Genomic DNA, 20,716 nt, shown 5'->3' on the forward strand with positions numbered 1-20,716 from the left:
TATTTTACAAATTATTTGGTTTTACCCTACGCCCATTCTCATTTACACGATTATTTACTATTGTATCTGCCATTCTTCTGCTTGTCTCTGAGGCAATTCGTTTCCAGCCGTACAAACTTTTAACAATTTGCCTGCCCTTTTCTCCAATTTCTTCCGCTTTCACTGGATTATTTAGTAAGAATTCTATTTGTTCCAGAAGACTTTTGGCATCACCAGGAACCATCAGCATTCCCGTTTGTAAATGTTTTACAATCCCTTTCATTCCACCAGTATTGGCGACAATCGTTGGTTTCCCAAGGATCATCGTTTCCAATGCAACAATGCCAAATGGTTCATAAAGGCTTGGTATGACTGCCATCGCACTTCCTTGGATCAGAGCATTTCGCTGTTCATCGGAAATATAACCAATAAATATAACGTGCTTATCCAAATTCCTCGCAATGATTTTCTCCTGGTAGGTTTCAAGTAATGGACCTTTTCCTGCAATAACAAAAAAACATTCTGAATCCATTTCTTTGGCATATGCGGCCGCTTCAATAATTGTTTCAAACCCTTTTTCCTTAACAATTCTTCCAATTGAAAAAATGTAATTTCTTTGCTTTAGTTCAGGATATATTTCCCCAACATTTATTTCTGCCCTTAAGGGTTCTATTCCATTTGGTATGATACTGATTTTTTCATTTTTAGCTTTAAAAACAGAAATAAGGCCCTCTCTCATATACTCACTGCAAACAATCAGTTCATCAGACTCTACAATTAATTGTTGTTCTTTTTCATGAATAAATTGCTGCATTTCTGTATGAATACCATTATTTCTTCCATGTTCTGTAGCGTGAATAGTGGTTAATAATGGAACCTTTAGCAACCCCTTTAAGGCAATAGATGCTGCACCGACAAGCCAATCGTGTGCATGTATGAGATCGAATTTAATCTCTTTTGAAAGGTGATCAGCCTTGAAGGACACGGCTAAATTAAGTCCAGCAAGCCATAAAAAGAAATGATCATCCCACTCATTTATTGGTTTTACACGATGAACATTCACCCCATTCATCTGTTCAAATGTTGGGAGCTCGTTCGTACCCGCTGTCAAAACATGAACCTCATGACCCAGCATGGCCAAATGAGTAGATAAACCGAATACATGTCGCGAAAGACCGCCAACAATATTAGGAGGGAACTCCCAGCAAAGCATCAATATGGTTAATTTCAAATCTTTTTGCATTTCACAATCAGAAACAACTTTTTGGGGAATTTTACTATTCATTTTCCCCCTCCAGGCTGTTTGATTTCAGGTAATAGCTGTATGTACTTACCTGATCCATCCATTTTGGGGGCTGTTCTTCATACCGTTTAAATTGTAAGTAATCCTGTTGCGATACATGACCTTTTGGTATTTCTGGTGACGGTGTATGAATACAATTAGAGCGATAAAGTGGAAAAAATTCAGTACCTTTAATATAAACACCAATTTCCGCAATAAAGCTGCGATTTTCCATCAATCCTTTAATAAACCAATGCCCATTTTCAAAAGGAACCGTTATTTCATGATAATAATGAGCATTTTTCCCAGTAAAATACATATCTGTTACATCATATATTCTTACAACATGCAAAAGGTCTTCAAACCTTCGGTTAAAAAATAACTCAGTAATCCTTATTGGTAATTCGGAAACATCCCAGAAAAGGATGATTTTACGAGGGGTAACAAGCTTTGCTTTCAGTTCACCCTTTAGTGGCAATTGTTCCGGTAACGCTTCTTCAATCATTTTCTTCCTCCAATCTGCAACCAATCCATATATGCGTAAAAGATCTACATTATTCCAACTAATTGATAATTTAATCGTACCATCAGAATGAAAGGCAGACAATAAACACAAATTGTCGTTTCCTGCTAGTTCAAATAGCTAGTAAGTTCATGGGCTAAAAAAATTTTTACCAATTGGAACAAGTTCATCATTCTACAGTAATCAACACCCTTCAAAATGGAAATCGCCAATCATTTCGACACTATTTACCACGAAATTAGAAAAAGATGAAGCCTCATGATTCGCCTCATCTTTGGAAGGTTTCCCGTTCTATTATTATGCGTTTAAATTAACCCGCTTTCCCGTTACCTGATAAATTACATTTTCCGCAATGTTCGTTGAATGGTCAGCAATTCTTTCAATAAATCTACACACAAATGCTAATTGGATGATTTGGTTTGTCGAGTTCGGATTCTGTGGAATATAGTTCAATAGTTCATGTACCAAGTCTCCAAACATTTTGTCCACTTCATCATCTTTCTTCGCGCATTTTTTAGCCAGTTCAATATCTTCGGAATAATAGGCAGTAAAAGATTCAGAAACCATTTCCAAAGCCATCTTCATCATTTTGGGTATATCAATCATTTCTTTAAAATATTCTTTATTGCCGATATGGATGGTAGATTTGGCAATATTTACGGCACTGTCTGCCAACCGCTCCACTTCGGATGAAACTTTTAAGGCCACACTGATTCGTCGAAGATCTGATGCTACAGGTGATTCCCTAGCAATTAATAATAGGGCTTTATGGTTTATTTCATCATCCAAATCATCGATTTCATTATCACCGTCTATTACCCTCTTCGCTTTATCCATATCTTGATTTATAAGGGCAATCATCGCTTCTTTAATTTGCCATTCCGATTTATGGGCCATCATTAAAAGCATTTCTTTTAACTCTTTTAAATTTTGATCAAAATTCGTTCTTGCACTCATTTATGCCACCTCTTCATCCGAATCTTCCAGTAATATAACCTTCAGTACGTGAATCCTTTGGATTTGAAAAAATAGTAGACGTTGAATCTAGTTCGATTAATTCCCCCATTAAAAAGAAGGCAGTTTTATCAGATACCCTAGATGCTTGCTGCATGTTATGGGTGACGATGACAATGGTATATTTCTCTTTTAATTCTAAAATTAATTCTTCCATTTTCAGGGTGGAAATTGGGTCCAAGGCAGAGGTTGGCTCATCCATTAACAAAACATCCGGTTTTGTCGCAAGGGCTCTCGCGATACACAGCCTTTGCTGTTGTCCACCAGATAAACCTAGAGCAGGTGCAGTCAGACGATCCTTAACTTCCTCCCATAAAGCCACATCCATTAGTGATTTGATGACAAGCTCATCAAGGTGCTTCTTCTTCTTAATTCCGTGGACTCTTGGCCCGTAAGCGACATTGTCATATATAGATTGCGGAAAAGGATTTCCCTTTTGAAAAACCATACCCACATGTTTACGAAGTTCAACCAGATCGTTTTTCTCGTCTACTATATTTCTTCCGTTTAAATTGATTTCCCCGGTCATTTTAACATTAGGAATCATATTGATCATCATGTTGAGCGTCTTAATAAAAGTGGATTTTCCGCATCCTGATGGTCCAATTATCGCCGTTACTTCTTTTTTGTTAATCGGAAAGTTGATTCCCTTAAGTGCATGATGATCTCCATACCATAAATTTAAGTCCTTCACATCAAATATTTCTCTGGTCAATGTTGAAATAGCCATTCCAATTCCCCCTTATCCAAATCTTCCCGAGATATATTCTTCCGTCTTCTTGACAGAAGGATTGGTGAAGATTTTTTCAGTAGCATCATATTCAACTAAATCGCCGCTTAAAAAGAAGGCAGTTTTATCGGAAATACGGGAAGCTTGCTGCATATTATGGGTGACAATGATAATCGAATAATCCTTTTTCAAGTCAACAATCAAATCTTCTACCTTAGCATTTGAGATAGGATCCAGTGCCGAAGATGGTTCATCGAGGAGTATCACCGTCGGTTTCATGGCAATCGTCCTGGCAATACAAAGACGCTGCTGCTGCCCGCCCGAAAGTGATAGAGCGGATTTATGGAGCCTGTGTTTTACTTCGTCCCATAATGCCGCCTTTTGCAGGCTTTCCTCAACAATCTCATCAAGCTGATTTTTCTTTTTAATACCATTGAACTTCAGGGCATGTGTAATATTTTCATAGATTGATTTTGGGAATGGATTTGGCTTTTGAAAAACCATGCCAATTTCTTTTCGTAATGCGACCACATTAATTTTTTTAGATAAAATATTGATATCCTCATAAAGGATTTCACCTTGCGCACTTGCACCGGGAATTAGGTCATTCATCCGATTGACGCTTCTTAAAAACGTCGACTTTCCACAGCCTGATGGTCCAATCAAAGCTGTTACCGAATTTTTTTCAATATCCATGGAAATGCCGTTTACTGCACGTTTTTCACCATAGAAAATTTCCAAATTATTCACTTTTAATATATGGTCCATATGCAACTGGACGGTTGATTGCATCGTTTGTTCTGTCGTTTCTTTTTCCATTAAAGTCGTAACCATCCGTTCTCACCTGCCCTTTATTTTTTCAATGTCCAGCTACAGGCGCCATCGGCTAGTGTGCTTCGCGCTTCTCCCTACGCCGATAAACGGGCCCCTTCTACTTTTCTAATTCGCAGTCATTTTCTTTGTTATAATACGTCCAATCCATCTTGCTAACAGGTTAAATAGTAAGACCGAAATGACTAGCACAGCTGCCGAACCATTTGATACCGCTTCAACGTCAGGAATTAACCCTTGTGTATTAACAGACCAAATGTGTACAGCGAGCGTTTCAGCCGGACGAAATATATTTAATGGAGATTGATCTGAAAATGGATTCCAATTTGCATAATCAAGTCTTGGAGTTGAAAGACCTGCTGTAAATAATAATGCTGCTGCCTCGCCAAATACACGGCCGGCTGCAAGAATAATCCCCGTTAATATCGATGGAAAAGCACTAGGTAATAGTACCGTTTTTATTGTATGCCAATGAGTAATACCTAAGGCAAGGCTGGCTTCTTTCAAATCACGAGGAACATTACGTATGGAGTCCTCACTTACACGCACGATAACAGGTAAATTAAAGACGGTAAGTGCTAAGGCACCCCCTATAATCGTATATCCCCAACCAGTTATATTAACAAACATCAACAATCCGAACATCCCTATTACGATTGAAGGAAGTGATGCTAAAACTTCAATACAAGAGCGAATGATATCCGTTATTTTTCCTGGCTTCGCATACTCCGCCATATAGATTCCGCCACCAACCCCAAGGGGAATAGCGATAATCATCGTAATAAGTAAAATATAAAATGAATTAAATAATTGGTCACGGATCCCTCCACCCGCACGAATATTGCTTGAAGGCGTTGTTAAAAACTCCCACGAAATGTGTTTAAATCCATTGACCAAAATATAGGAGAACAATCCAACAAGAATTGAAATGATGATAATAGCAATAGCAACAAATACTCCGGTTGCAATTCGGTCAGCTGTTTTACTTTTCATTACAGCTTCCTCCTTGATGAAAGATAGCGGATGAGTAATATAAAGGCAAACGACATAACTAATAAAATGAATCCCATCGACCAAAGTGTATTATTTTCCACACTTCCGTATGTCGTATGACCCATATTTAACGTAATAATTGTCGTTAAAGTGGCTGAAGCATCCAAAATACTTGATGGTAAATTTCTAACATTTCCGATGACCATTTGAACGGCTAATGCTTCACCAAATGCTCGAGACATCCCCAAAACAATTGCCGTCATTAGTGACGGAAGTGCAGCGGGAATCAGCACTTTACGAATGGTTTGCCAACGGGTCGCGCCAAGAGCGTAAGAACCCTCTCTTAAACTTTTTGGCAGCGAGCTCATCGCATCTGTTGCAATGGTGGTGATCGTTGGTAAAATCATGATGGAAAGCACAATCGTTCCGGAAAGCAAACTAAAACCTAGTCCACCCACATGTTCCCTAATAAATGGAACTAATACTGTAAGCCCGATGAATCCATAAACAACAGATGGAATTCCAACTAATAATTCTATGACTGGCTGTAATATTTTTCTTCCCCATGAAGGTGCAATCTCGGTCATGAATATCGCGCCGCCAATCCCTAATGGTGCTGCAACCAGCGCTGATAGGAGCGTTACAGCAAATGAACCGAAAATAAACGGTAATGCACCATATTCCGGATTGGCTTTATTTGTAGGATTCCAGTGTGTACTGGTTATGAACTCAATAAGACTTACACCATTTTTTATAAATGATTGTAATCCTTTTGAGCCTAGAAAAATGGTAATAGAAATGGTCGCAGATATCATGATCACCGCACACAATATGACAAGAACTTTCCCGCGCATTTCCCCGTTCAGCCAGGGCTTTTCGGATTTTAACAATCTGTCCTTTGCAGGAATAAACTTTTCTGACATGGATTAAACACCCCTAAAATGCGTCTATAGGGTAAATGCCATCGTGCACTTACCCTTTCATTCTTTTAGACTATCAGTTTATAAATCTTTTTGATTTCCTTCGGCATCCCGTTCTACTTTCATTTTTGTAACAGGAAGATATCCTTGTTCTTTTAATAGACTAGTTTGGATATCATTCGACATTAAGTAGACAAGGAATGCTTTTGCTAGGCCTTCAGCTTCACCTTTTGTATAAGAATGCTGGTACGCCCAAACTGGAAAATCACCGGATTGTACATTTTCAGCTGTTGGTTTGACACCATCAATGGATAGTGGTGTAACAGAATTATCGGTAAAGTACGAGAATGCTAGGTAACCAACTGCTCCATCTGTTTCGTTAATGATTTTCTTAACTGTGTTTGAAGAATCCTCCGTAATTCCTTCAGCTGGTGTTGCACCATCAAGGGCAAACTTATTAAATATGGCACGTGTTCCAGATGAATCTGGACGGTTTACAAGAACGATCTTTTGATCCTTACCGCCAAGTTCTTTCCAGTTTGTAATTTTGCCAGTGAATACTTTCATTAAATCTTCTTTTTTAATATCTTTAATGCCAACTTTTGGATTAACTGCAGCCGTCATACCTACAACCGCTACTTTATGATCGACTAGCTTGTCCGCTGGGATACCCTCTTTTTCTTCAGCAAATACGTCTGAGTTACCAATTTGTACAGACCCTTCAGCAACTTGTGATAAGCCTGTACCGGAACCACCGGCTTGTACTTGTATATCAACATTTGGATTTTCATTCATAAATTCCTCAGCTGCCGCGGCAATCAAAGGCTGCATCGCGGATGAACCGGAAACGCTCAATGAACCGGACAGTTCTTTATTTTTCTGACCGTTTGTTTTTGTATCTGTTCCTTCCGTCTTGTCTGTAGAGGCTCCGCCTCCACAAGCCGCCGCGAATACCATTAGTGCTGCCAATAATGTAAGTAGGCTAAATTTTTTCAAACTTTTCATTTCCTTTTTCCCCCTAAGGTTTTTGTTGGTGATGATGTTTGTCTGCCTTACAAGATTAAGCATAAGGGAATACTGTAAACAGCGTTTTAAGCGACTGTAAAGGTTTTGTAAATATACATTGTTCTTTTGTAAATTTAACAAATTTCATCAATTTTCTAGTTTTCTGAAAAATATCTTACAAATTTCTATATTTTATGACGGTCTTAAAGATTATTTTGTATTAAAAAACACCTGCCTCAATTCGAGACAGGTGTTTCAACATATTATTGTTCGGGCTGCTGGCTATTTTGAGTGGTGTTAGTATTATTTGCATCCCTCGATGCTTTTAAATCAAAATAGGCTTTAAATACTTCATCAGCAATAGACAGGTTAACATGTGTTTGGTCCGTCGTTGACCAAGGTACAACAACAGAAATTGCAATTTCAGGGTTATCATAAGGTGCATAACCTGCAAATGTTACATTCCATAACATGGGATGACCACCTAAAGGTCCATCATATAATGCTTGCGCTGTTCCGGTTTTTCCGGCAATTTTGTATTGCTTATTTTTAATTGAGCCATACCCAGTTCCTTGCGGATCATTGACGACAAGCCTTAATCCATCCTTTACATGGTTAATCCAAGATTCTTTCATATCCACTTTATTCAATACTGTTGGTCTTATTTCTTGAATAATCGGGCCAAGTTCATCAGAATTACTATTCGGCTCCCGAATTTCTTTAACCAAGTGCGGTTGGATCCTAAGACCGCCATTTGCGATGGTTGAAATATACTGAACAAGCTGTAAGGTGGTATATGTGTCATATTGTCCAATTGCAAAGTCCAACACTTTACCGGCATCAGGTGGTATTTGACCAGCACCATAGCCAGTTTGTTCACCTGGAAGATCAATGCCTGTTCGAACCCCTAAGCCAAATTGAGCAAAATTATTTCTAAATGTATTTATGGCAGAAACTTTGTTTATTGTTAACGGTCCATTCGGCACATACGTTTGTTGCCCGCCAACTTTCATTGCAGTTAAGAACATATACACGTTTGATGATCTCATTAAGGCATATAAATCATTGATTTGACCAAACCCAACTGTATTCCAAGATTTTTTTACTTGAGTACCCTTAAATTTCAACGGTCGGTCATTAAGGCTATCCCCCGGCGAAATTGCTCCAGTTTGATATCCAGTTAGTACCGTTGCTCCCTTTACAACCGAACCCATCGAATAAGAAGTGGTCATATTCCCTAACGCAAAATCTCTCACTTCTGTTTTCTTCGTTTCACTATCAATTGCATATTGTTTACCTGACATAGCAAGAATTTCCCCGGTTTTCGGGTTCATGACGGTGACCATTGCCCTATCCATATATGGTTGGCCTGCTCTCGCTTGTCCAAGCTTATCTTGAATAATTTCATCAACCTTTTCTTGAAGGTCGATATCAACCGATAATAATAAATCTTTCCCGCTTTTCCCCTCTTTATATACCTGTGATTCCAATACATTTCCTGATTTATCTGTTATATTTTTTACCGATTCTTTTTGACCTTGCAGTACATCTTCATACTGCTGCTCAAGATAACTCTTTCCTACCCGGTCATTACGACTATATCCCCTGGCAAGCAAGGAATCCAGACTATCTTTTGGCAAGCCTTCTTTTGCACTGGTCACCTTCCCCAAAATGGAGCTTAAAGGCCCATTCCCATCTTCCGTTTTGTATAAAAAGTCCCTGTCCCAATCCGTTGTCGTATCTACTCCTGGTAAAGAATCAAGGTTTTCACTTACAATTGCATATTCTTCATCAGTGACATCTTTATTTTTTATAATATGTGGTGATAATGCCGTTCCACTGGACATTTCCCGAAAAATAGCCAATACTTCTAGCTCTTGATTGGAAAAAGAATTTAGTTCTTCTTCCGTAATTCTTTCCCTTGTTAGGTCATAAATTTCTTTATCATATTCCTTTTTATCTAACTCTTTTTTCTGCAGCCTTGCCTTATCTTCATCTGTTACTTTTGCATTAGCTAATTTAGGATGTTTCATGATCCAGAAATCTTGACGATCCCTCTTGGTAATTGATTTGAAATCTTCCTCAGTATCTTTACTAATAAGCGCAGCTAACCTTTTAGCGATATTTAGCATTTCGCTCGTCGTAACTGTACTTGATCGTGTATAAGTAATTGCTTTTAACGGTTTATTTCCAACTACTAACTTCCCATTAGTATCATATATTTTCCCGCGCGGCACAGAAGAATTTATAGGAACAATCTCCTTTTGTTCAATTTCCCGCTTAAAATCATCTCCAAAAACAATTTGTAATTCACCAAGGCGAAGGATCAGGATGGAAAAAAGCACAAATACAACAAAAAACACCATGTTCAAACGAAATGGGACATGTGTTTTCTTTTTTTCTTCTTATTAACCAAGATCTATATACACTTCCTTTTTTACATAAGGCTCACCATAACTTTCTTTATTTTATAAGATAATGTCCCATATATCCATGCATAAGACTTACCAGTTTTTAAAAAAATGCGATGAGAAATAAGAACCTCATCGCATTTTTATTTCTGGTAGTTGAACTCGTTTTATAAAAAAATAAATGATCGAATGTCCGGCCCCAATAAACAACAGTAAAATCGGAATACTTTTCGCTTCATTAAACCAGGTGACCGAAGCAAGAAAAGCAAGGATGGATACGATACGCCCTAAATTTAAGAAGATCTCTCGAACCACGATATACTCAATTCGCATTTCCGCCGCTTTCCAACCGCGGCCAATTACATCATAGGTCGTTGAGTGATATGGGACAAGCAATAGTGGATAAGCAACCGCAATCATCGCTGCGTAAATTAACAATTTCACAAAATTAATATCCCAAACGATTAGCAAGACTGCTGCATAAAGGATGATGCCGCCAATCAGAATGGCTTTTTTTCGATACTCTTTTTTTATCATCCGCGACGCAAAATAATAAGCAACAAAGGATATCCCTGAATTAATTAACCCAAATGTTCCTAATGCCATTTCACTTCCCGTCGAAATATAAACAAAAACAGAGATAACAAATAAAAACGTCCCTTCTCTAAGTCCCTGGAAAAAGTGGGCATTGGTAATGAGACGCCAATTTTCATTCCGTTTTCTCTCTGCAATGATCCGCTTAAAGCAGTATTTTCCTGAAGCCGGTCTTCGTTTTAGTGAAAAGCTCAAAAAAATGGCAAGTGCAAATAATGCTAACGAGAGGCCAAACACAAATGTATATCCGGTGAACTTTTCAAATCTGGTGATAATAATGCCAGCTGCTAATGGCCCTATCATTCCACCACCGGAGGTTAAAATCCCTAAGAATCCATTGAAAAAGTCTCTCGTCTCAGGTTCGGTGATTTCAAAGGTTAACACATTATAGGCGAGCCAATAAAACCCATACCCAATTCCAAGCAGGCTCCCTAATAATAGTAGATACGTGGAAGCTCTAGTCCCCGAAATTAATACCGCTAGATAAAAGATTGCCAAAAATATAACTCCGATTCGAAGGACTATAACCCGATCGATTTTCTTTGCCCAACGCCCCGCAAGGATAAACGTTAACGGCTGCAAAACAACAATCGACAGGTTATATAGGGCAATATCCGAATACTTTCCCGTTTGTTTCCAAAGATAAATATTCACAAATGTGTTCGATAAGGCAACACTCAATGAATACAAACCACCAATAATCAGTAAAAGTGATAAATCTTTGGTTAATTCTACATCACCTAAAATCCTAAATTTTTTTGCCATAAAAAAACTCCCCTTTGTATAAGGGTAGTCTTTATCTGGTCCATAGTTCTTATTCAATATTTTAGGAAAACGAAAAAAGGCAGCCGCTGGCTGCCTCTTTTCATTCTATTTATTTTGCTGCACTGTATCGTTTTGAAACTTCATCCCAGTTAACTACATTCCAGAATGCACCGATATAGTCAGGGCGTTTGTTTTGGAATTTCAAGTAATACGCATGTTCCCAAACATCAAGGCCAAGGATCGGAGTCTTCCCTTCCATTAATGGAGAGTCTTGATTAGGAGTGCTTGATACTTCTAATTCGCCATTATTTACAGATAACCAAGCCCAGCCAGAGCCGAAGCGAGTTGTAGCAGCTTTGGCAAACTCTTCTTTAAAGCTCTCGAAGCTGCCAAATTTATTGTTGATAGCATCTGCTAATTCACCAGCAGGTGCGCCGCCGCCATTTGGAGAAAGGATTTGCCAGAATAAAGAATGGTTAGCGTGTCCGCCGCCATTGTTACGTACTGCAGTACGTGCAGCTTCTGGAACCGCATCCAAATTAGCAATTACTTCTTCAACTGATTTTGAAAGTAATTCTTCGTTACCAGCTAATGCATTGTTTAAATTTGTCACATATGTGTTGTGATGTCTAGTGTGGTGAATATTCATCGTTTCTTTGTCAATGTGCGGTTCAAGTGCATCTTCTGCGTAAGGTAAATTCGGTAATTCAAATGCCATAATAAGTTCCTCCTATGTACGGATATTTTTTAGGCTTTAGTAATTCTTACTTTTTAAGAATATTTCTAAAGCTTTAGTCTAAAGATACCAAAATTTGTTCATGGTTTCAAATTTAATGCTTAGTCTCCACCATAAATACAATACCCGATAATCAGATTTTTATTCCGAGAAAAGCGAAAGCGCCTTGGTCAGCCCCGACAAGCACAAGACAAGCCGGCCGAAAGGTTGCTTTTTAACCTTTTGGACGGCTTGGCTTGTGACCTCGAGGGGCTAGGCGCTGGAGCTGGACATTTCTCAAAGTCGAAACATTATAGATTTCGAAAAATTGTCATGTTTCAGCAAAACAGCATACTGTCAACGATTTTTGTCATAATCCTATTTCCGCCCTTCCAAATCATGTAAATTTCATATTGACACAATGTTAATAATTCATTTTAATCAAGCTGAAGGCAGAATAAGGAGTGACTGATATGCAAAATAGCAGCCTTTCTATATATAATTTACTGGTAGAGTTTTTTCAAAAAAGCGAACCAATCCAAAAAGTTAAATCTGGAACAGTACTATTTCAAGAAAAGGATTCTGTTGAATATGTTTACTTATTGCTTAAAGGGAGTATTGCCCTTGGCAGAGTCCATTTACGGGGAAAGGATTTTATTTTAAAAATCTTAAACGACCATGAATTAATCGTTGAGTACCAGCTTTTCAAAGCTACGCCTCATTATCAATTTTATGCCAAAACACTCACAGACTGCGAACTACTATTCATTAAAAAGGAACAATTTGAAGCGTTAATTTCAGCTGACCCTGAAGCCATGAGTGCACTTGTAGCTTGGTTTAGCACAGGTTATTTAAAAGCACAGATGAAATGCCAGGACTTAATTATGAACGGTAAAAAAGGCGGTTTATATTCTATCCTCATCCGCCTTTGTAATTCTTATGGAGTGAAGTCAGAAGATGGCATTCTCATTGACCTGCCTTTAACACATCAAGAATTAGCCAATTTAACTTATGGAACAAGAGAAGTCATTCAACGCGCTTTGATGGACCTTCGCCAGAAAGATATTGTTTCATATGAAAATCAAAAATTCACCGTGAAAAATCTAACCTTTTTAAAAGAAGAAGTGGATTGTCAAAATTGTTCATTTGAAATATGCGGTTTAAATTAGGTTTCAAAAGCCACTGTTAATAGTGGCTTTTGAACTTTGATGAAAACCTTCATCATCCTTGTATATAACGATTGCACAAGCTACAATAGAGATTGAATCTGCATAAAGGTGGTCTACTATGAATATTTTTAAACAATTTTATAAAAGCATTTACTCCCCCAGAGATATAGCCTTGTTTCGTTTTCAAGGGATTGGAAAAACGATTTTATATGTCTTTTTTCTCACTTTCATTTCTATACTTCCATCCGTCATTTACATAAGTACTGCGCTTTCTTCCGGTATTGATTCTGCAAAGACCATTATTAAAAATGAAGCACCTGATTTTTCGATAAAAAACGGTGTCCTTTCGGCGGAGACAAAAGTACCGGTTACAATTGATAAAGATGACTTCACCATTATGATTGATCCAACTGGGGTAATCTCAGATGCCGATGTGGAGAATGAAGGAAATGCATTCGCACTGTTGAAAAATGAATTTGTCCTTTCTTCAGGCGGTAGGATTGATACTTACCCATATTCCATGTTAGAAGGACTTGACATCACAAAGAACGATTTCCTAAATTTTACTGATAAAATTAGTGGAATGAAGGGAATTATCATCCCAGTAGTATCCGTGTTAATTTATTTGTTATCAAGTGCTTCAAGCTTTATTGAAATATCAATCTTGGCACTGTTTGGTCTCGCACTTAAAAATCTTTTAGGCAAAAAATTGAACTATAGGCAATTATGGAGAATGGCCGCATACAGTGAAACACTGCCAACTGTATTTTTCACCATAATGGCCGCTATGAAAACATCCGTTCCAAACAGCTTTGTCATTAATTGGATTGTTGCCATTATTGTTTTAGCCTTAGCCATTAATGAAATGCCAAAACCGAAGAAGAAAGCAAACTAGACATCCGCCCAAAAATTGGGCGTTTTTTAGTTAGATTCTGTTCTTTTTACAGTTGGACAAGCATAGGAATGTACAAACATTCTCTGATGGAGGCTTGTCCGATGAAAAAGTTATTTGGTTTTCTATTCGCTATATTAGTCCTATATGTCATATATTTTGATCTCACTGTGGGTACCCTCCCCACTTCAAATGCAAAGCAAGTGGATGTAAAAGTTGCGGCAGATGCAAATAGTTTTACTTCGGACATACCTTCATTTGAAGCAAAGGTAAAACCCGGAGAAACCGTGATATCGATTGTCGAGCACGAATTAAATAAACCACTTCCAGTGTCAATTACAGAATTGATTAACGACTTTCGTGAATTAAATCCAAAGCAGTCCCCTGAAAAAATCCAAATTGGGTCCACATATCATTTCCCGGATTACTCAAACTAAAGTGGATAGATGCTTATGGTTGTCAAAATAAGCAGTTGACTGATAAAATAAAGACGAATTGTTTAGTAACCTATGATTCGAATTCCAATTTAAAGGAGCGAATTCCACGTGAGTGAAATTATACATCGCACGAAGACCCGACCAATAAAAGTGGGAAATTTAACGATTGGCGGGAGTAATGAACTTTTTATACAAAGCATGACAACAACCAAAACCCATGATGTTGAGGCTACTGTAGCCGAAATAAAACGCCTTGAGGAAGCTGGGTGCCAAATTGTTCGGGTGGCCTGCCCTGATGAACGTGCCGCGAACGCGATTCCGGAAATCAAAAAGAGAATTAACATTCCGCTTGTCGTCGATATCCACTTTGATTATAAATTAGCACTTAAAGCGATTGAAGGCGGAGCCGATAAGATCCGAATTAATCCGGGAAACATTGGAAAAAGGGAAAAGGTCGAAGCGGTTGTAAAAGCTGCTAAAGAAAAGGGAATCCCTATTCGGATTGGTGTAAATGCAGGATCCCTTGAAAAGAAAATTCTTGAAAAATATGGCTATCCTACGGCAGATGGAATGGTTGAAAGTGCACTTCATCATATCAAAATTCTTGAGGATCTGGATTTCCATGACATTATTGTTTCGATGAAAGCATCGGATGTCAACCTTGCCATCGAAGCATATGAAAAAGCTGCCCGTGCCTTTGATTATCCATTGCATTTGGGTATAACTGAATCTGGTACGTTATTCTCAGGCACAGTTAAAAGTGCAGCAGGTCTAGGAGCGATTATTAATAAAGGAATTGGAAATACTCTTCGTATTTCATTAAGCGCTGATCCTGTTGAGGAAGTAAAAGTCGCTAGAGAACTCTTAAAGGTCTTTGGTCTATCTTCCAATGCTGCAACATTAATTTCCTGTCCAACATGCGGAAGAATTGAAATTGACCTAATTAGTATTGCAAATGAGGTCGAGGAATATATTTCAACGATTAAAGCCCCGATTAAGGTTTCTGTCCTTGGCTGCGCTGTAAATGGTCCCGGCGAGGCCCGCGAAGCTGATATTGGGATTGCTGGTGCCCGCGGAGAAGGTTTGTTATTTAGGAAGGGTGAAATCGTCCGTAAAGTTCCTGAAGCAGAAATGGTCGAGGAATTGAAAAAGGAAATTGACTTAGTTGCTGAAGAGTATTTCCGAAAAAAAGCTGAAGAAGAGAAGATAACAAAATAAACGTCAAGAAACCCGGTCAATTACAACCGGGTTTCTTTTTTGCTCCTAAAAGAACGGAAGAATGAAGATGCCAACAACAATTGATATTACACCAATACCAATCGCCCAAGCACCAAGACCTGTGGCACCTCTACTTCTAGCAACGAATCCTAACACAATTCCTGCGGCACCAAAAAGAATAGGCATTACAAACAGGGATAAAATCGAAAGGGCTAATGCAAGGGTACCCATACCGGTTCCGCCTGCAGCTCTTTCTCGAATTTCATCGTGTTCCCTTTTTCGCACGAGAGGAACGGGTGCAGCGATTTCTGCTGCTGTTTCCTCTCTATATTGTGAAGATCGTAACGGAACAGATGCACCAATTTCAGGAACAGGATCTTCTTTTTTCAATGTGTATGAAGTCTTAATAGGGGCAGCAAATTCTGATGCCGCTTCCTCCCTAAATTCTGCTGTTGAATTGGGGATATCTTGACCAATTATTGAACTTCGAAGGGCTTCCTGTACTCTCGTGTCTCTTTCGTCTGCCATCCTAATCCCTCACTTTCAGTTATAGGAGCATTACTTATTGTTTCAAGTCACGCTCACTTTTACTATGTCAATGTTTGTCTTTATTAGGTTTTTATTTCATTAACCGAGAAATACATACAACATTGTTCGTGCAACTTTGGTAAAATATAAAGGAGAAAACCCTAAAGTTAGGTGAAGATATGATGAGAAGAAGATTTGGAATTGATATTGACGGTACCGTAACATGCCCAAAATCCATCCTGCCTTTTATCAATAAAGCATTTGGCATGAATATTAAGTATGAGCATGTTGATCAATATGAGTTAACCCCTTTTGTAAATGTTTCAGAAGCAGAATTTGCAAAATGGTTTTCTGAAAATGAACCTTTAATCTATAAAGAATCCCCGCCGGCAAAAGGTGCACTACAAATACTCAATAAATGGGAAAACAAACATGACTTGATATTTATTAGTGCGCGCGGCTCACATTTACTTGATGTGACAGAGGATTGGTTCTTTCAACACGGATTGACCTTTCGCCATATTGAATTAATTGGATCGCATGATAAAGTTGAAACAGTAAAAAAACATCAAATTGAACTCTTTTTTGAGGATAAACATGATAATGCCGTCATGATTCATGAGGAATGCCAGATCCCTGTTATATTATTTGATACACCCTATAATCAGGAGTCGATCCCCAATGGTGTCATACGGGTTCGAAATTGGAGCGAGGCCCATATTTGGGTAACAAATTGGTTAAGACAGGAAGAGATCGAACATAAAGCAGTGAGCAGCTCTATTCAACAATAAAAATCGCTTGTACGGGTTGCGCACAAGCGGTTTTTTAATGGCATTCCGGGCAGCGGCCGTAAATCTCAAACTTATGCCCGGAAATATCGTACCCTTTTAAATTTTCACTTAATCCATCCATTGGACATGTTTCAATTTCTTTTGTTTTACCACAGTCCAGACAAATAAAATGGTGATGATGATGGTGTCTTGAACACGTAAAGCGAAAATGCTTTTCACCTGATAACTCTGTCATTTCTAATATCCCCATATTAACAAACAAAGTCAGATTCCGGTATATGGTATCAAAGCTCAAACCTGGATAATCATCCTTTAATTGCTCAAGAACATCCTTTGCGGTTAAATACTTATCGCTATCGGCAAATAATTGGAGCATATCCTCCCGTTTTCCCGTTTGTTTGAATCCATTTTCCTTTAAATATTGAATGGCTTCATGTACGTTCACTCTGCTCCACCTCCAACTGCAACTGAGAATTTTTTGAAAAGAATCGTTATCACTAAAATAAGGACGGCGAGCATGACAATCGTTCCACCCGGTGCGAGGTCAAGGTAGTAAGCGGCAAAAAGTCCGCCAAGCACAGAAATTTCTCCAAAAAGGACGGAAATAAAAATTGTCTGTTTAAAACCCTTGGCAATTCGAATACTTGCTGCAACTGGTAATGTCATTAATGAAGAAACTAACAAAATCCCGACAATTCTCATTGAAGCTGCAATGACAAGGGCAACCATGACGATAAAGATAAAATGGATACTTTTCGCCGCAATACCAGATGCTTTTGCATGTTCTTCATCAAAAGAGAGTAAAAACAGCTCTTTATATAAGAAAATAATCACTAAAATGACCACTATACTAATGCTAAAAATAACCCACAAATCTGTTCGGCTGACAGCAGACACACTGCCAAACAAATAACTAAACAAATCAGTATTAAATCCATTGGCGAGAGAAATAAAAATGACTCCCAGTCCTATTCCGCTTGAAAGAATAATGGGAATGGCTAATTCTTGATAATGCTTGTAAACCCCTCTAAGTTTTTCAATAAACAACGAACCCCCAACGGAAAACACCATTCCGAGGTAAAGAGGATTTAAGCCTGTCATCATCGCAAACTTTCTTTCAATCAATAGGCTTGCAGCAATTCCTGCCAGTGTCACATGACTAAGGGCATCGGCAATCAGCGATAATCTTCTCACAACAATAAAGACACCAAGCAGCGGGGCAATAATCCCAATCATCATCCCTGTAAGGAAGGCATTTTGTAAAAATTCGTAATGAAAAATTCCCTCAATCATTTCCCAACGCCTCCCTGTTCATGATGATGGGTAAGCAAGTGGACATCATGACCATAAACCTTTGACAAGCCATCAGCACTATGCTGCTCAAATTCTGCTGTTTCTCCATGGAAGTGCAAATGCTTATTTAAGCAAGCCACATGCGTGACCCGGTCCGAAATGGTTCCAATATCATGTGTGACCAATAAAAGGCTAATTTCGCGATTTTTATTTAACTCACCAAGCATTTGATAAAAAGATTGAACATTTTCCGCATCAACACCAACAGTTGGTTCATCGAGAATGAGCAGACTAGGTTCACTAACCAGGGCCCGAGCAATAAAAACTCTTTGCTGTTGTCCACCTGAAAGTTCCCCAATGTTTCTGCCGCTATATCTTTTCATCCCCACAGCTTCCAGGGCTTCGTTTACCTTTTTTGCATGTTCTTTTTTAAAGAAGGTAAACATGCCTAACCTTTTGGTTAGTCCACTTGCGACCACTTCAAATACGGTTGCCGGAAAACCAGAGTTAAAAGAATTGGCCTTTTGCGATACATAGCCAATTTTCTGCCACTCCTTAAATTTATTTATATTTTGGCCGAATAAAAGGATCTCACCCTTTTGCGGTTTCAATAAACCTAAAATAAGCTTTAACAAGGTTGATTTTCCAGACCCATTAGGACCTACTATAGCTAAAAAAGAACCATCTGGAATAGTCATGTTAATATTCTCAAGGACTGTATCCTTTTCGTAACGGTAAGAAAGTTGTTTAATTTCAATTATTGGTTGCATCATTTGCACGCTCACTTTTAATTAAGAATCATTCCGATTTAACTTCAAGTAGTATACACTAGGAATTTCTGAATGTAAAGGAAGAAAAACTTCCTAAAGCAGCCTGACCACTCTAATCCCATTGTCACACTCTACCTTCTTCTTCATACATTAGCATGGAGGAGTGGTGAGGGTGAAAATATTTGAAAACATCATTAATCATAAAATAAACACGATAACCGCTGATGAACTGCTAAAGTATGCAGAACAATTTAATATCAGCGTTAATCGACAGCAAGCGAGGAAAATTGCCGAATACTTAAAAGGTAAAAATGTAAATATTTTTGATGCAAAGGAACGCGCGCAAATAGTTAAACAAATCGCCAAAGCGGCTGGACCGGAAACGGCACGAGAGGTCAATAAATTATTTATGCAGTTTACAAAGCAATAAGAAGCTGTGCACTGGCACAGCTTCTGACGGTGCGGAAAAAGTTGTGTAAATACGTTTGAAATCAATCCTCCTTGGCGAAAATTAGGATAAAATAATTTTCCCAAGGAGGATTTTTCGACATGAAGTTACCAAAAGAATTAATCAGAGAAATTGTAAAGGAAGAAAAATTCACGAGTACCAATCAAATCATGGAAACGATCAAAGAAATGTTTTCTGATATCATGGGCGAGGTACTGCAGTGTGAAATTGAAGATCAGCTAGGTTATGAGAAACATCAGCGCCGGGGTGATGCACCAAGCAATTACCGAAACGGCTCAACAAAACGGAAATTAAAGACACAATTTGGAGAAGTTGAAGTTAGTGTTCCTAGGGATAGAAATGGCTCGTACGAGCCCAAAATTTTGGACAAATATCAAAGAAGTGTGGACGGTCTGGAAGAAAAGATACTGTCTCTTTACGCTCACGGCATGTCCACTAGAGATATTCAGGAACAAGTCAAGGATCTCTATAATATTGAGATTTCTTCTGAGCTAGTTAGTAAGATTAGCGAAAAAATTATTCCGCAAGTAAATGAGTGGCAAAGCCGTCCGCTTGAAGCCTATTATCCTTTTATATTCATGGATGCCATTCATTATAAAATTCGGGATAATCACCAAATTGTATCGAAAGCAGCCTATGTCGTTTTAGGAATCAACAATGAAGGATATAAAGAAATATTAGGGATCTGGGTTGGAGGAAATGAAAGTAGCAAGTTTTGGTTAGGTGTGTTGAACGATTTGAAAACGAGAGGTGTAAAAACGGTTAATCTTTTCTGTGTAGATGGACTTACAGGGTTTAGAGAGGCCATTCAAGCTGTGTATCCTTTTGCCGGCATTCAACGCTGTATCATCCACCAGATTCGTGCTAGTACCAGGTATGTTTCTTATAAACACATCAAAGAGTTTGTAGCAGATCTAAAAAAGGTATACACTTCCATAAATGAAGAAACAGCCTTAGAAAGACTCATTGAATTTAAAGATAAATGGGGCAAGGAATATCCTTCTGCTGTTAGGTCATGGGAAGAAAATTGGGATATTCTGGCCACCTTCTTTGCATATCCTCCAGAAATTAGGAAAATAATATATACTACGAATATTATAGAAGGGCTGCATCGTCAATTTAGAAAAGTAACAAAAACAAAGTCTATTTTTCCTAATGATGATAGCTTAAGGAAAATGCTTTACTTGGCAGCTCAAAATATAACAAAAAAATGGACAATGCGTTATCGTAATTGGGATATGATCTTGAGCCAGCTTGAGATTTTAAACCAGACATCATAATTGGGGACTCTGTCCCCAAACCCCTGAAGTTTATCGCATTTGTTTTCCCTAAAACGGACACAAAAAACGGACAGCATAGATCCGTCCGTTTTAGGGTAAAAGCCATA

Annotated in this window: 22 protein-coding genes; 7 read left to right on the plus strand and 15 right to left on the minus strand. The window is 38.3% G+C overall.

Translation table 11 applies throughout. The features are described 5' to 3' along the window. Positions 1–4 precede the first annotated feature (4 nt). The 11 genes from RCG19_RS02415 to RCG19_RS02465 form a co-directional block, all read right to left on the minus strand. On the minus strand, positions 5–1,264 hold the full coding sequence (locus tag RCG19_RS02415; RefSeq protein ID WP_308109546.1) for a glycosyltransferase family 4 protein: 1,260 nt from the start codon (positions 1,262–1,264) through the stop codon (positions 5–7). Beyond that, complete coding sequence (locus RCG19_RS02420; protein ID WP_166238524.1) at positions 1,257–1,766, minus strand: DUF4912 domain-containing protein; 510 nt, start codon at positions 1,764–1,766, stop codon at positions 1,257–1,259. Before RCG19_RS02420 ends, RCG19_RS02415 begins: the two co-directional genes overlap by 8 nt. 315 nt (positions 1,767–2,081) lie before the next feature. Beyond that, positions 2,082–2,741, minus strand: a complete 660-nt coding sequence (gene phoU, locus RCG19_RS02425; RefSeq protein WP_308109547.1) for a phosphate signaling complex protein PhoU — start codon at positions 2,739–2,741, stop codon at positions 2,082–2,084. A gap of 13 nt (positions 2,742–2,754) precedes the next feature. Next, positions 2,755–3,528 (minus strand): phosphate ABC transporter ATP-binding protein PstB, encoded by a 774-nt coding sequence (gene pstB / locus RCG19_RS02430; RefSeq protein WP_308109548.1) that lies wholly within the window; start codon positions 3,526–3,528, stop codon positions 2,755–2,757. Positions 3,529–3,540: 12 nt separating this feature from the next. Next, entirely contained in the window at positions 3,541–4,347 is an 807-nt protein-coding gene (gene pstB / locus RCG19_RS02435) for a phosphate ABC transporter ATP-binding protein PstB (protein ID WP_308110911.1), read from the minus strand. A 120-nt stretch (positions 4,348–4,467) separates the two neighbouring features. Then, positions 4,468–5,352: a phosphate ABC transporter permease PstA gene (gene pstA, locus RCG19_RS02440; RefSeq protein WP_308109549.1), complete on the minus strand. Its 885-nt coding sequence runs from the start codon at positions 5,350–5,352 to the stop codon at positions 4,468–4,470. Further along, on the minus strand, positions 5,352–6,206 hold the full coding sequence (gene pstC, locus RCG19_RS02445; RefSeq protein ID WP_308110912.1) for a phosphate ABC transporter permease subunit PstC: 855 nt from the start codon (positions 6,204–6,206) through the stop codon (positions 5,352–5,354). The genes pstA and pstC overlap by 1 nt, the downstream gene beginning before the upstream one ends. A 147-nt stretch (positions 6,207–6,353) precedes the next feature. Beyond that, the gene (locus RCG19_RS02450) at positions 6,354–7,277 is read right to left on the minus strand and encodes a phosphate ABC transporter substrate-binding protein (protein WP_308109550.1); all 924 of its coding nucleotides are present in this window, start codon (positions 7,275–7,277) and stop codon (positions 6,354–6,356) included. A gap of 263 nt (positions 7,278–7,540) precedes the next feature. After that, positions 7,541–9,643 carry a peptidoglycan D,D-transpeptidase FtsI family protein gene (locus RCG19_RS02455; RefSeq protein WP_374049603.1) on the minus strand — a complete coding sequence of 701 codons (2,103 nt, stop codon included), beginning with the start codon at positions 9,641–9,643 and terminating at the stop codon, positions 7,541–7,543. Between the two features lie 177 nt (positions 9,644–9,820). After that, a complete protein-coding gene (locus RCG19_RS02460; protein ID WP_308109552.1) occupies positions 9,821–11,047 on the minus strand; it encodes an MFS transporter in 1,227 nt (408 codons plus the stop codon). A 109-nt stretch (positions 11,048–11,156) separates the two neighbouring features. Continuing rightward, complete coding sequence (locus RCG19_RS02465; RefSeq protein WP_308109553.1) at positions 11,157–11,765, minus strand: superoxide dismutase; 609 nt, start codon at positions 11,763–11,765, stop codon at positions 11,157–11,159. Positions 11,766–12,235: 470 nt separating this feature from the next. Between RCG19_RS02465 and RCG19_RS02470 the strand changes: the two genes are divergently transcribed. The 4 genes from RCG19_RS02470 to ispG all read left to right on the plus strand — a co-directional run bounded on the left by RCG19_RS02470 (position 12,236) and on the right by ispG (position 15,478). Continuing rightward, positions 12,236–12,931 carry a Crp/Fnr family transcriptional regulator gene (locus RCG19_RS02470; protein WP_166238543.1) on the plus strand — a complete coding sequence of 232 codons (696 nt, stop codon included), beginning with the start codon at positions 12,236–12,238 and terminating at the stop codon, positions 12,929–12,931. 118 nt (positions 12,932–13,049) lie between these two features. Continuing rightward, positions 13,050–13,826: a DUF1189 domain-containing protein gene (locus RCG19_RS02475; RefSeq protein WP_308109554.1), complete on the plus strand. Its 777-nt coding sequence runs from the start codon at positions 13,050–13,052 to the stop codon at positions 13,824–13,826. A 101-nt stretch (positions 13,827–13,927) separates the two neighbouring features. Continuing rightward, positions 13,928–14,260: a hypothetical protein gene (locus tag RCG19_RS02480; RefSeq protein WP_166238547.1), complete on the plus strand. Its 333-nt coding sequence runs from the start codon at positions 13,928–13,930 to the stop codon at positions 14,258–14,260. 117 nt (positions 14,261–14,377) lie between these two features. Beyond that, complete coding sequence (gene ispG / locus RCG19_RS02485; RefSeq protein WP_308110913.1) at positions 14,378–15,478, plus strand: flavodoxin-dependent (E)-4-hydroxy-3-methylbut-2-enyl-diphosphate synthase; 1,101 nt, start codon at positions 14,378–14,380, stop codon at positions 15,476–15,478. Between the two features lie 45 nt (positions 15,479–15,523). Here the strand turns inward: ispG and RCG19_RS02490 are convergent, their stop codons facing one another. Then, the gene (locus RCG19_RS02490) at positions 15,524–16,006 is read right to left on the minus strand and encodes a hypothetical protein (RefSeq protein WP_308109555.1); all 483 of its coding nucleotides are present in this window, start codon (positions 16,004–16,006) and stop codon (positions 15,524–15,526) included. Positions 16,007–16,188: 182 nt separating this feature from the next. Between RCG19_RS02490 and RCG19_RS02495 the strand changes: the two genes are divergently transcribed. Continuing rightward, a complete protein-coding gene (locus RCG19_RS02495) occupies positions 16,189–16,797 on the plus strand; it encodes a hypothetical protein (protein ID WP_166238881.1) in 609 nt (202 codons plus the stop codon). Positions 16,798–16,831: 34 nt separating this feature from the next. On the opposite strand, the gene RCG19_RS02500 is transcribed toward RCG19_RS02495, so the two are convergent. Genes RCG19_RS02500 through RCG19_RS02510 form a run of 3 tightly spaced genes read right to left on the minus strand, consistent with a single transcriptional unit; the run spans position 16,832 to position 18,860 of the window. Next, positions 16,832–17,242 carry a zinc uptake transcriptional repressor Zur gene (locus RCG19_RS02500; protein ID WP_166238553.1) on the minus strand — a complete coding sequence of 137 codons (411 nt, stop codon included), beginning with the start codon at positions 17,240–17,242 and terminating at the stop codon, positions 16,832–16,834. After that, positions 17,239–18,090 (minus strand): metal ABC transporter permease, encoded by an 852-nt coding sequence (locus RCG19_RS02505; protein ID WP_166238555.1) that lies wholly within the window; start codon positions 18,088–18,090, stop codon positions 17,239–17,241. The genes RCG19_RS02500 and RCG19_RS02505 overlap by 4 nt, the downstream gene beginning before the upstream one ends. After that, positions 18,087–18,860, minus strand: coding sequence for a metal ABC transporter ATP-binding protein (locus RCG19_RS02510; RefSeq protein WP_308110914.1), 774 nt, complete (start codon positions 18,858–18,860; stop codon positions 18,087–18,089). The genes RCG19_RS02505 and RCG19_RS02510 overlap by 4 nt, the downstream gene beginning before the upstream one ends. Before the next feature lie 172 nt (positions 18,861–19,032). Between RCG19_RS02510 and RCG19_RS02515 the strand changes: the two genes are divergently transcribed. Both RCG19_RS02515 and RCG19_RS02520 read left to right on the plus strand, forming a co-directional pair. After that, the gene (locus tag RCG19_RS02515) at positions 19,033–19,290 is read left to right on the plus strand and encodes a DUF2624 domain-containing protein (RefSeq protein WP_166238557.1); all 258 of its coding nucleotides are present in this window, start codon (positions 19,033–19,035) and stop codon (positions 19,288–19,290) included. A 119-nt stretch (positions 19,291–19,409) separates the two neighbouring features. Continuing rightward, complete coding sequence (locus RCG19_RS02520; RefSeq protein ID WP_308109556.1) at positions 19,410–20,609, plus strand: IS256 family transposase; 1,200 nt, start codon at positions 19,410–19,412, stop codon at positions 20,607–20,609. The last annotated feature ends 107 nt before the right edge of the window (positions 20,610–20,716 follow it).

This window comes from Neobacillus sp. OS1-2, from assembly GCF_030915505.1.
GTDB lineage: Bacteria > Bacillota > Bacilli > Bacillales > Cytobacillaceae > Neobacillus.

Excerpts from the sequence above, each read along its gene's own strand:
- RCG19_RS02415 (WP_308109546.1), bottom strand. The coding sequence starts at position 1,264 with ATGAATAGTAAAATTCCCCAAAAAGTTGTTTCTGATTGTGAAATGCAA.
- RCG19_RS02420 (WP_166238524.1), bottom strand. The coding sequence starts at position 1,766 with ATGATTGAAGAAGCGTTACCGGAACAATTGCCACTAAAGGGTGAACTG.
- phoU (WP_308109547.1), bottom strand. The coding sequence starts at position 2,741 with ATGAGTGCAAGAACGAATTTTGATCAAAATTTAAAAGAGTTAAAAGAA.
- pstB (WP_308109548.1), bottom strand. The coding sequence starts at position 3,528 with ATGGCTATTTCAACATTGACCAGAGAAATATTTGATGTGAAGGACTTA.
- pstB (WP_308110911.1), bottom strand. The coding sequence starts at position 4,347 with ATGGAAAAAGAAACGACAGAACAAACGATGCAATCAACCGTCCAGTTG.
- pstA (WP_308109549.1), bottom strand. The coding sequence starts at position 5,352 with ATGAAAAGTAAAACAGCTGACCGAATTGCAACCGGAGTATTTGTTGCT.
- pstC (WP_308110912.1), bottom strand. The coding sequence starts at position 6,206 with ATGCGCGGGAAAGTTCTTGTCATATTGTGTGCGGTGATCATGATATCT.
- RCG19_RS02450 (WP_308109550.1), bottom strand. The coding sequence starts at position 7,277 with ATGAAAAGTTTGAAAAAATTTAGCCTACTTACATTATTGGCAGCACTA.
- RCG19_RS02455 (WP_374049603.1), bottom strand. The coding sequence starts at position 9,643 with ATGGTGTTTTTTGTTGTATTTGTGCTTTTTTCCATCCTGATCCTTCGC.
- RCG19_RS02460 (WP_308109552.1), bottom strand. The coding sequence starts at position 11,047 with ATGGCAAAAAAATTTAGGATTTTAGGTGATGTAGAATTAACCAAAGAT.
- RCG19_RS02465 (WP_308109553.1), bottom strand. The coding sequence starts at position 11,765 with ATGGCATTTGAATTACCGAATTTACCTTACGCAGAAGATGCACTTGAA.
- RCG19_RS02470 (WP_166238543.1), top strand. The coding sequence starts at position 12,236 with ATGCAAAATAGCAGCCTTTCTATATATAATTTACTGGTAGAGTTTTTT.
- RCG19_RS02475 (WP_308109554.1), top strand. The coding sequence starts at position 13,050 with ATGAATATTTTTAAACAATTTTATAAAAGCATTTACTCCCCCAGAGAT.
- RCG19_RS02480 (WP_166238547.1), top strand. The coding sequence starts at position 13,928 with ATGAAAAAGTTATTTGGTTTTCTATTCGCTATATTAGTCCTATATGTC.
- RCG19_RS02490 (WP_308109555.1), bottom strand. The coding sequence starts at position 16,006 with ATGGCAGACGAAAGAGACACGAGAGTACAGGAAGCCCTTCGAAGTTCA.
- RCG19_RS02495 (WP_166238881.1), top strand. The coding sequence starts at position 16,189 with ATGAGAAGAAGATTTGGAATTGATATTGACGGTACCGTAACATGCCCA.
- RCG19_RS02505 (WP_166238555.1), bottom strand. The coding sequence starts at position 18,090 with ATGATTGAGGGAATTTTTCATTACGAATTTTTACAAAATGCCTTCCTT.
- RCG19_RS02510 (WP_308110914.1), bottom strand. The coding sequence starts at position 18,860 with ATGCAACCAATAATTGAAATTAAACAACTTTCTTACCGTTACGAAAAG.
- RCG19_RS02520 (WP_308109556.1), top strand. The coding sequence starts at position 19,410 with ATGAAGTTACCAAAAGAATTAATCAGAGAAATTGTAAAGGAAGAAAAA.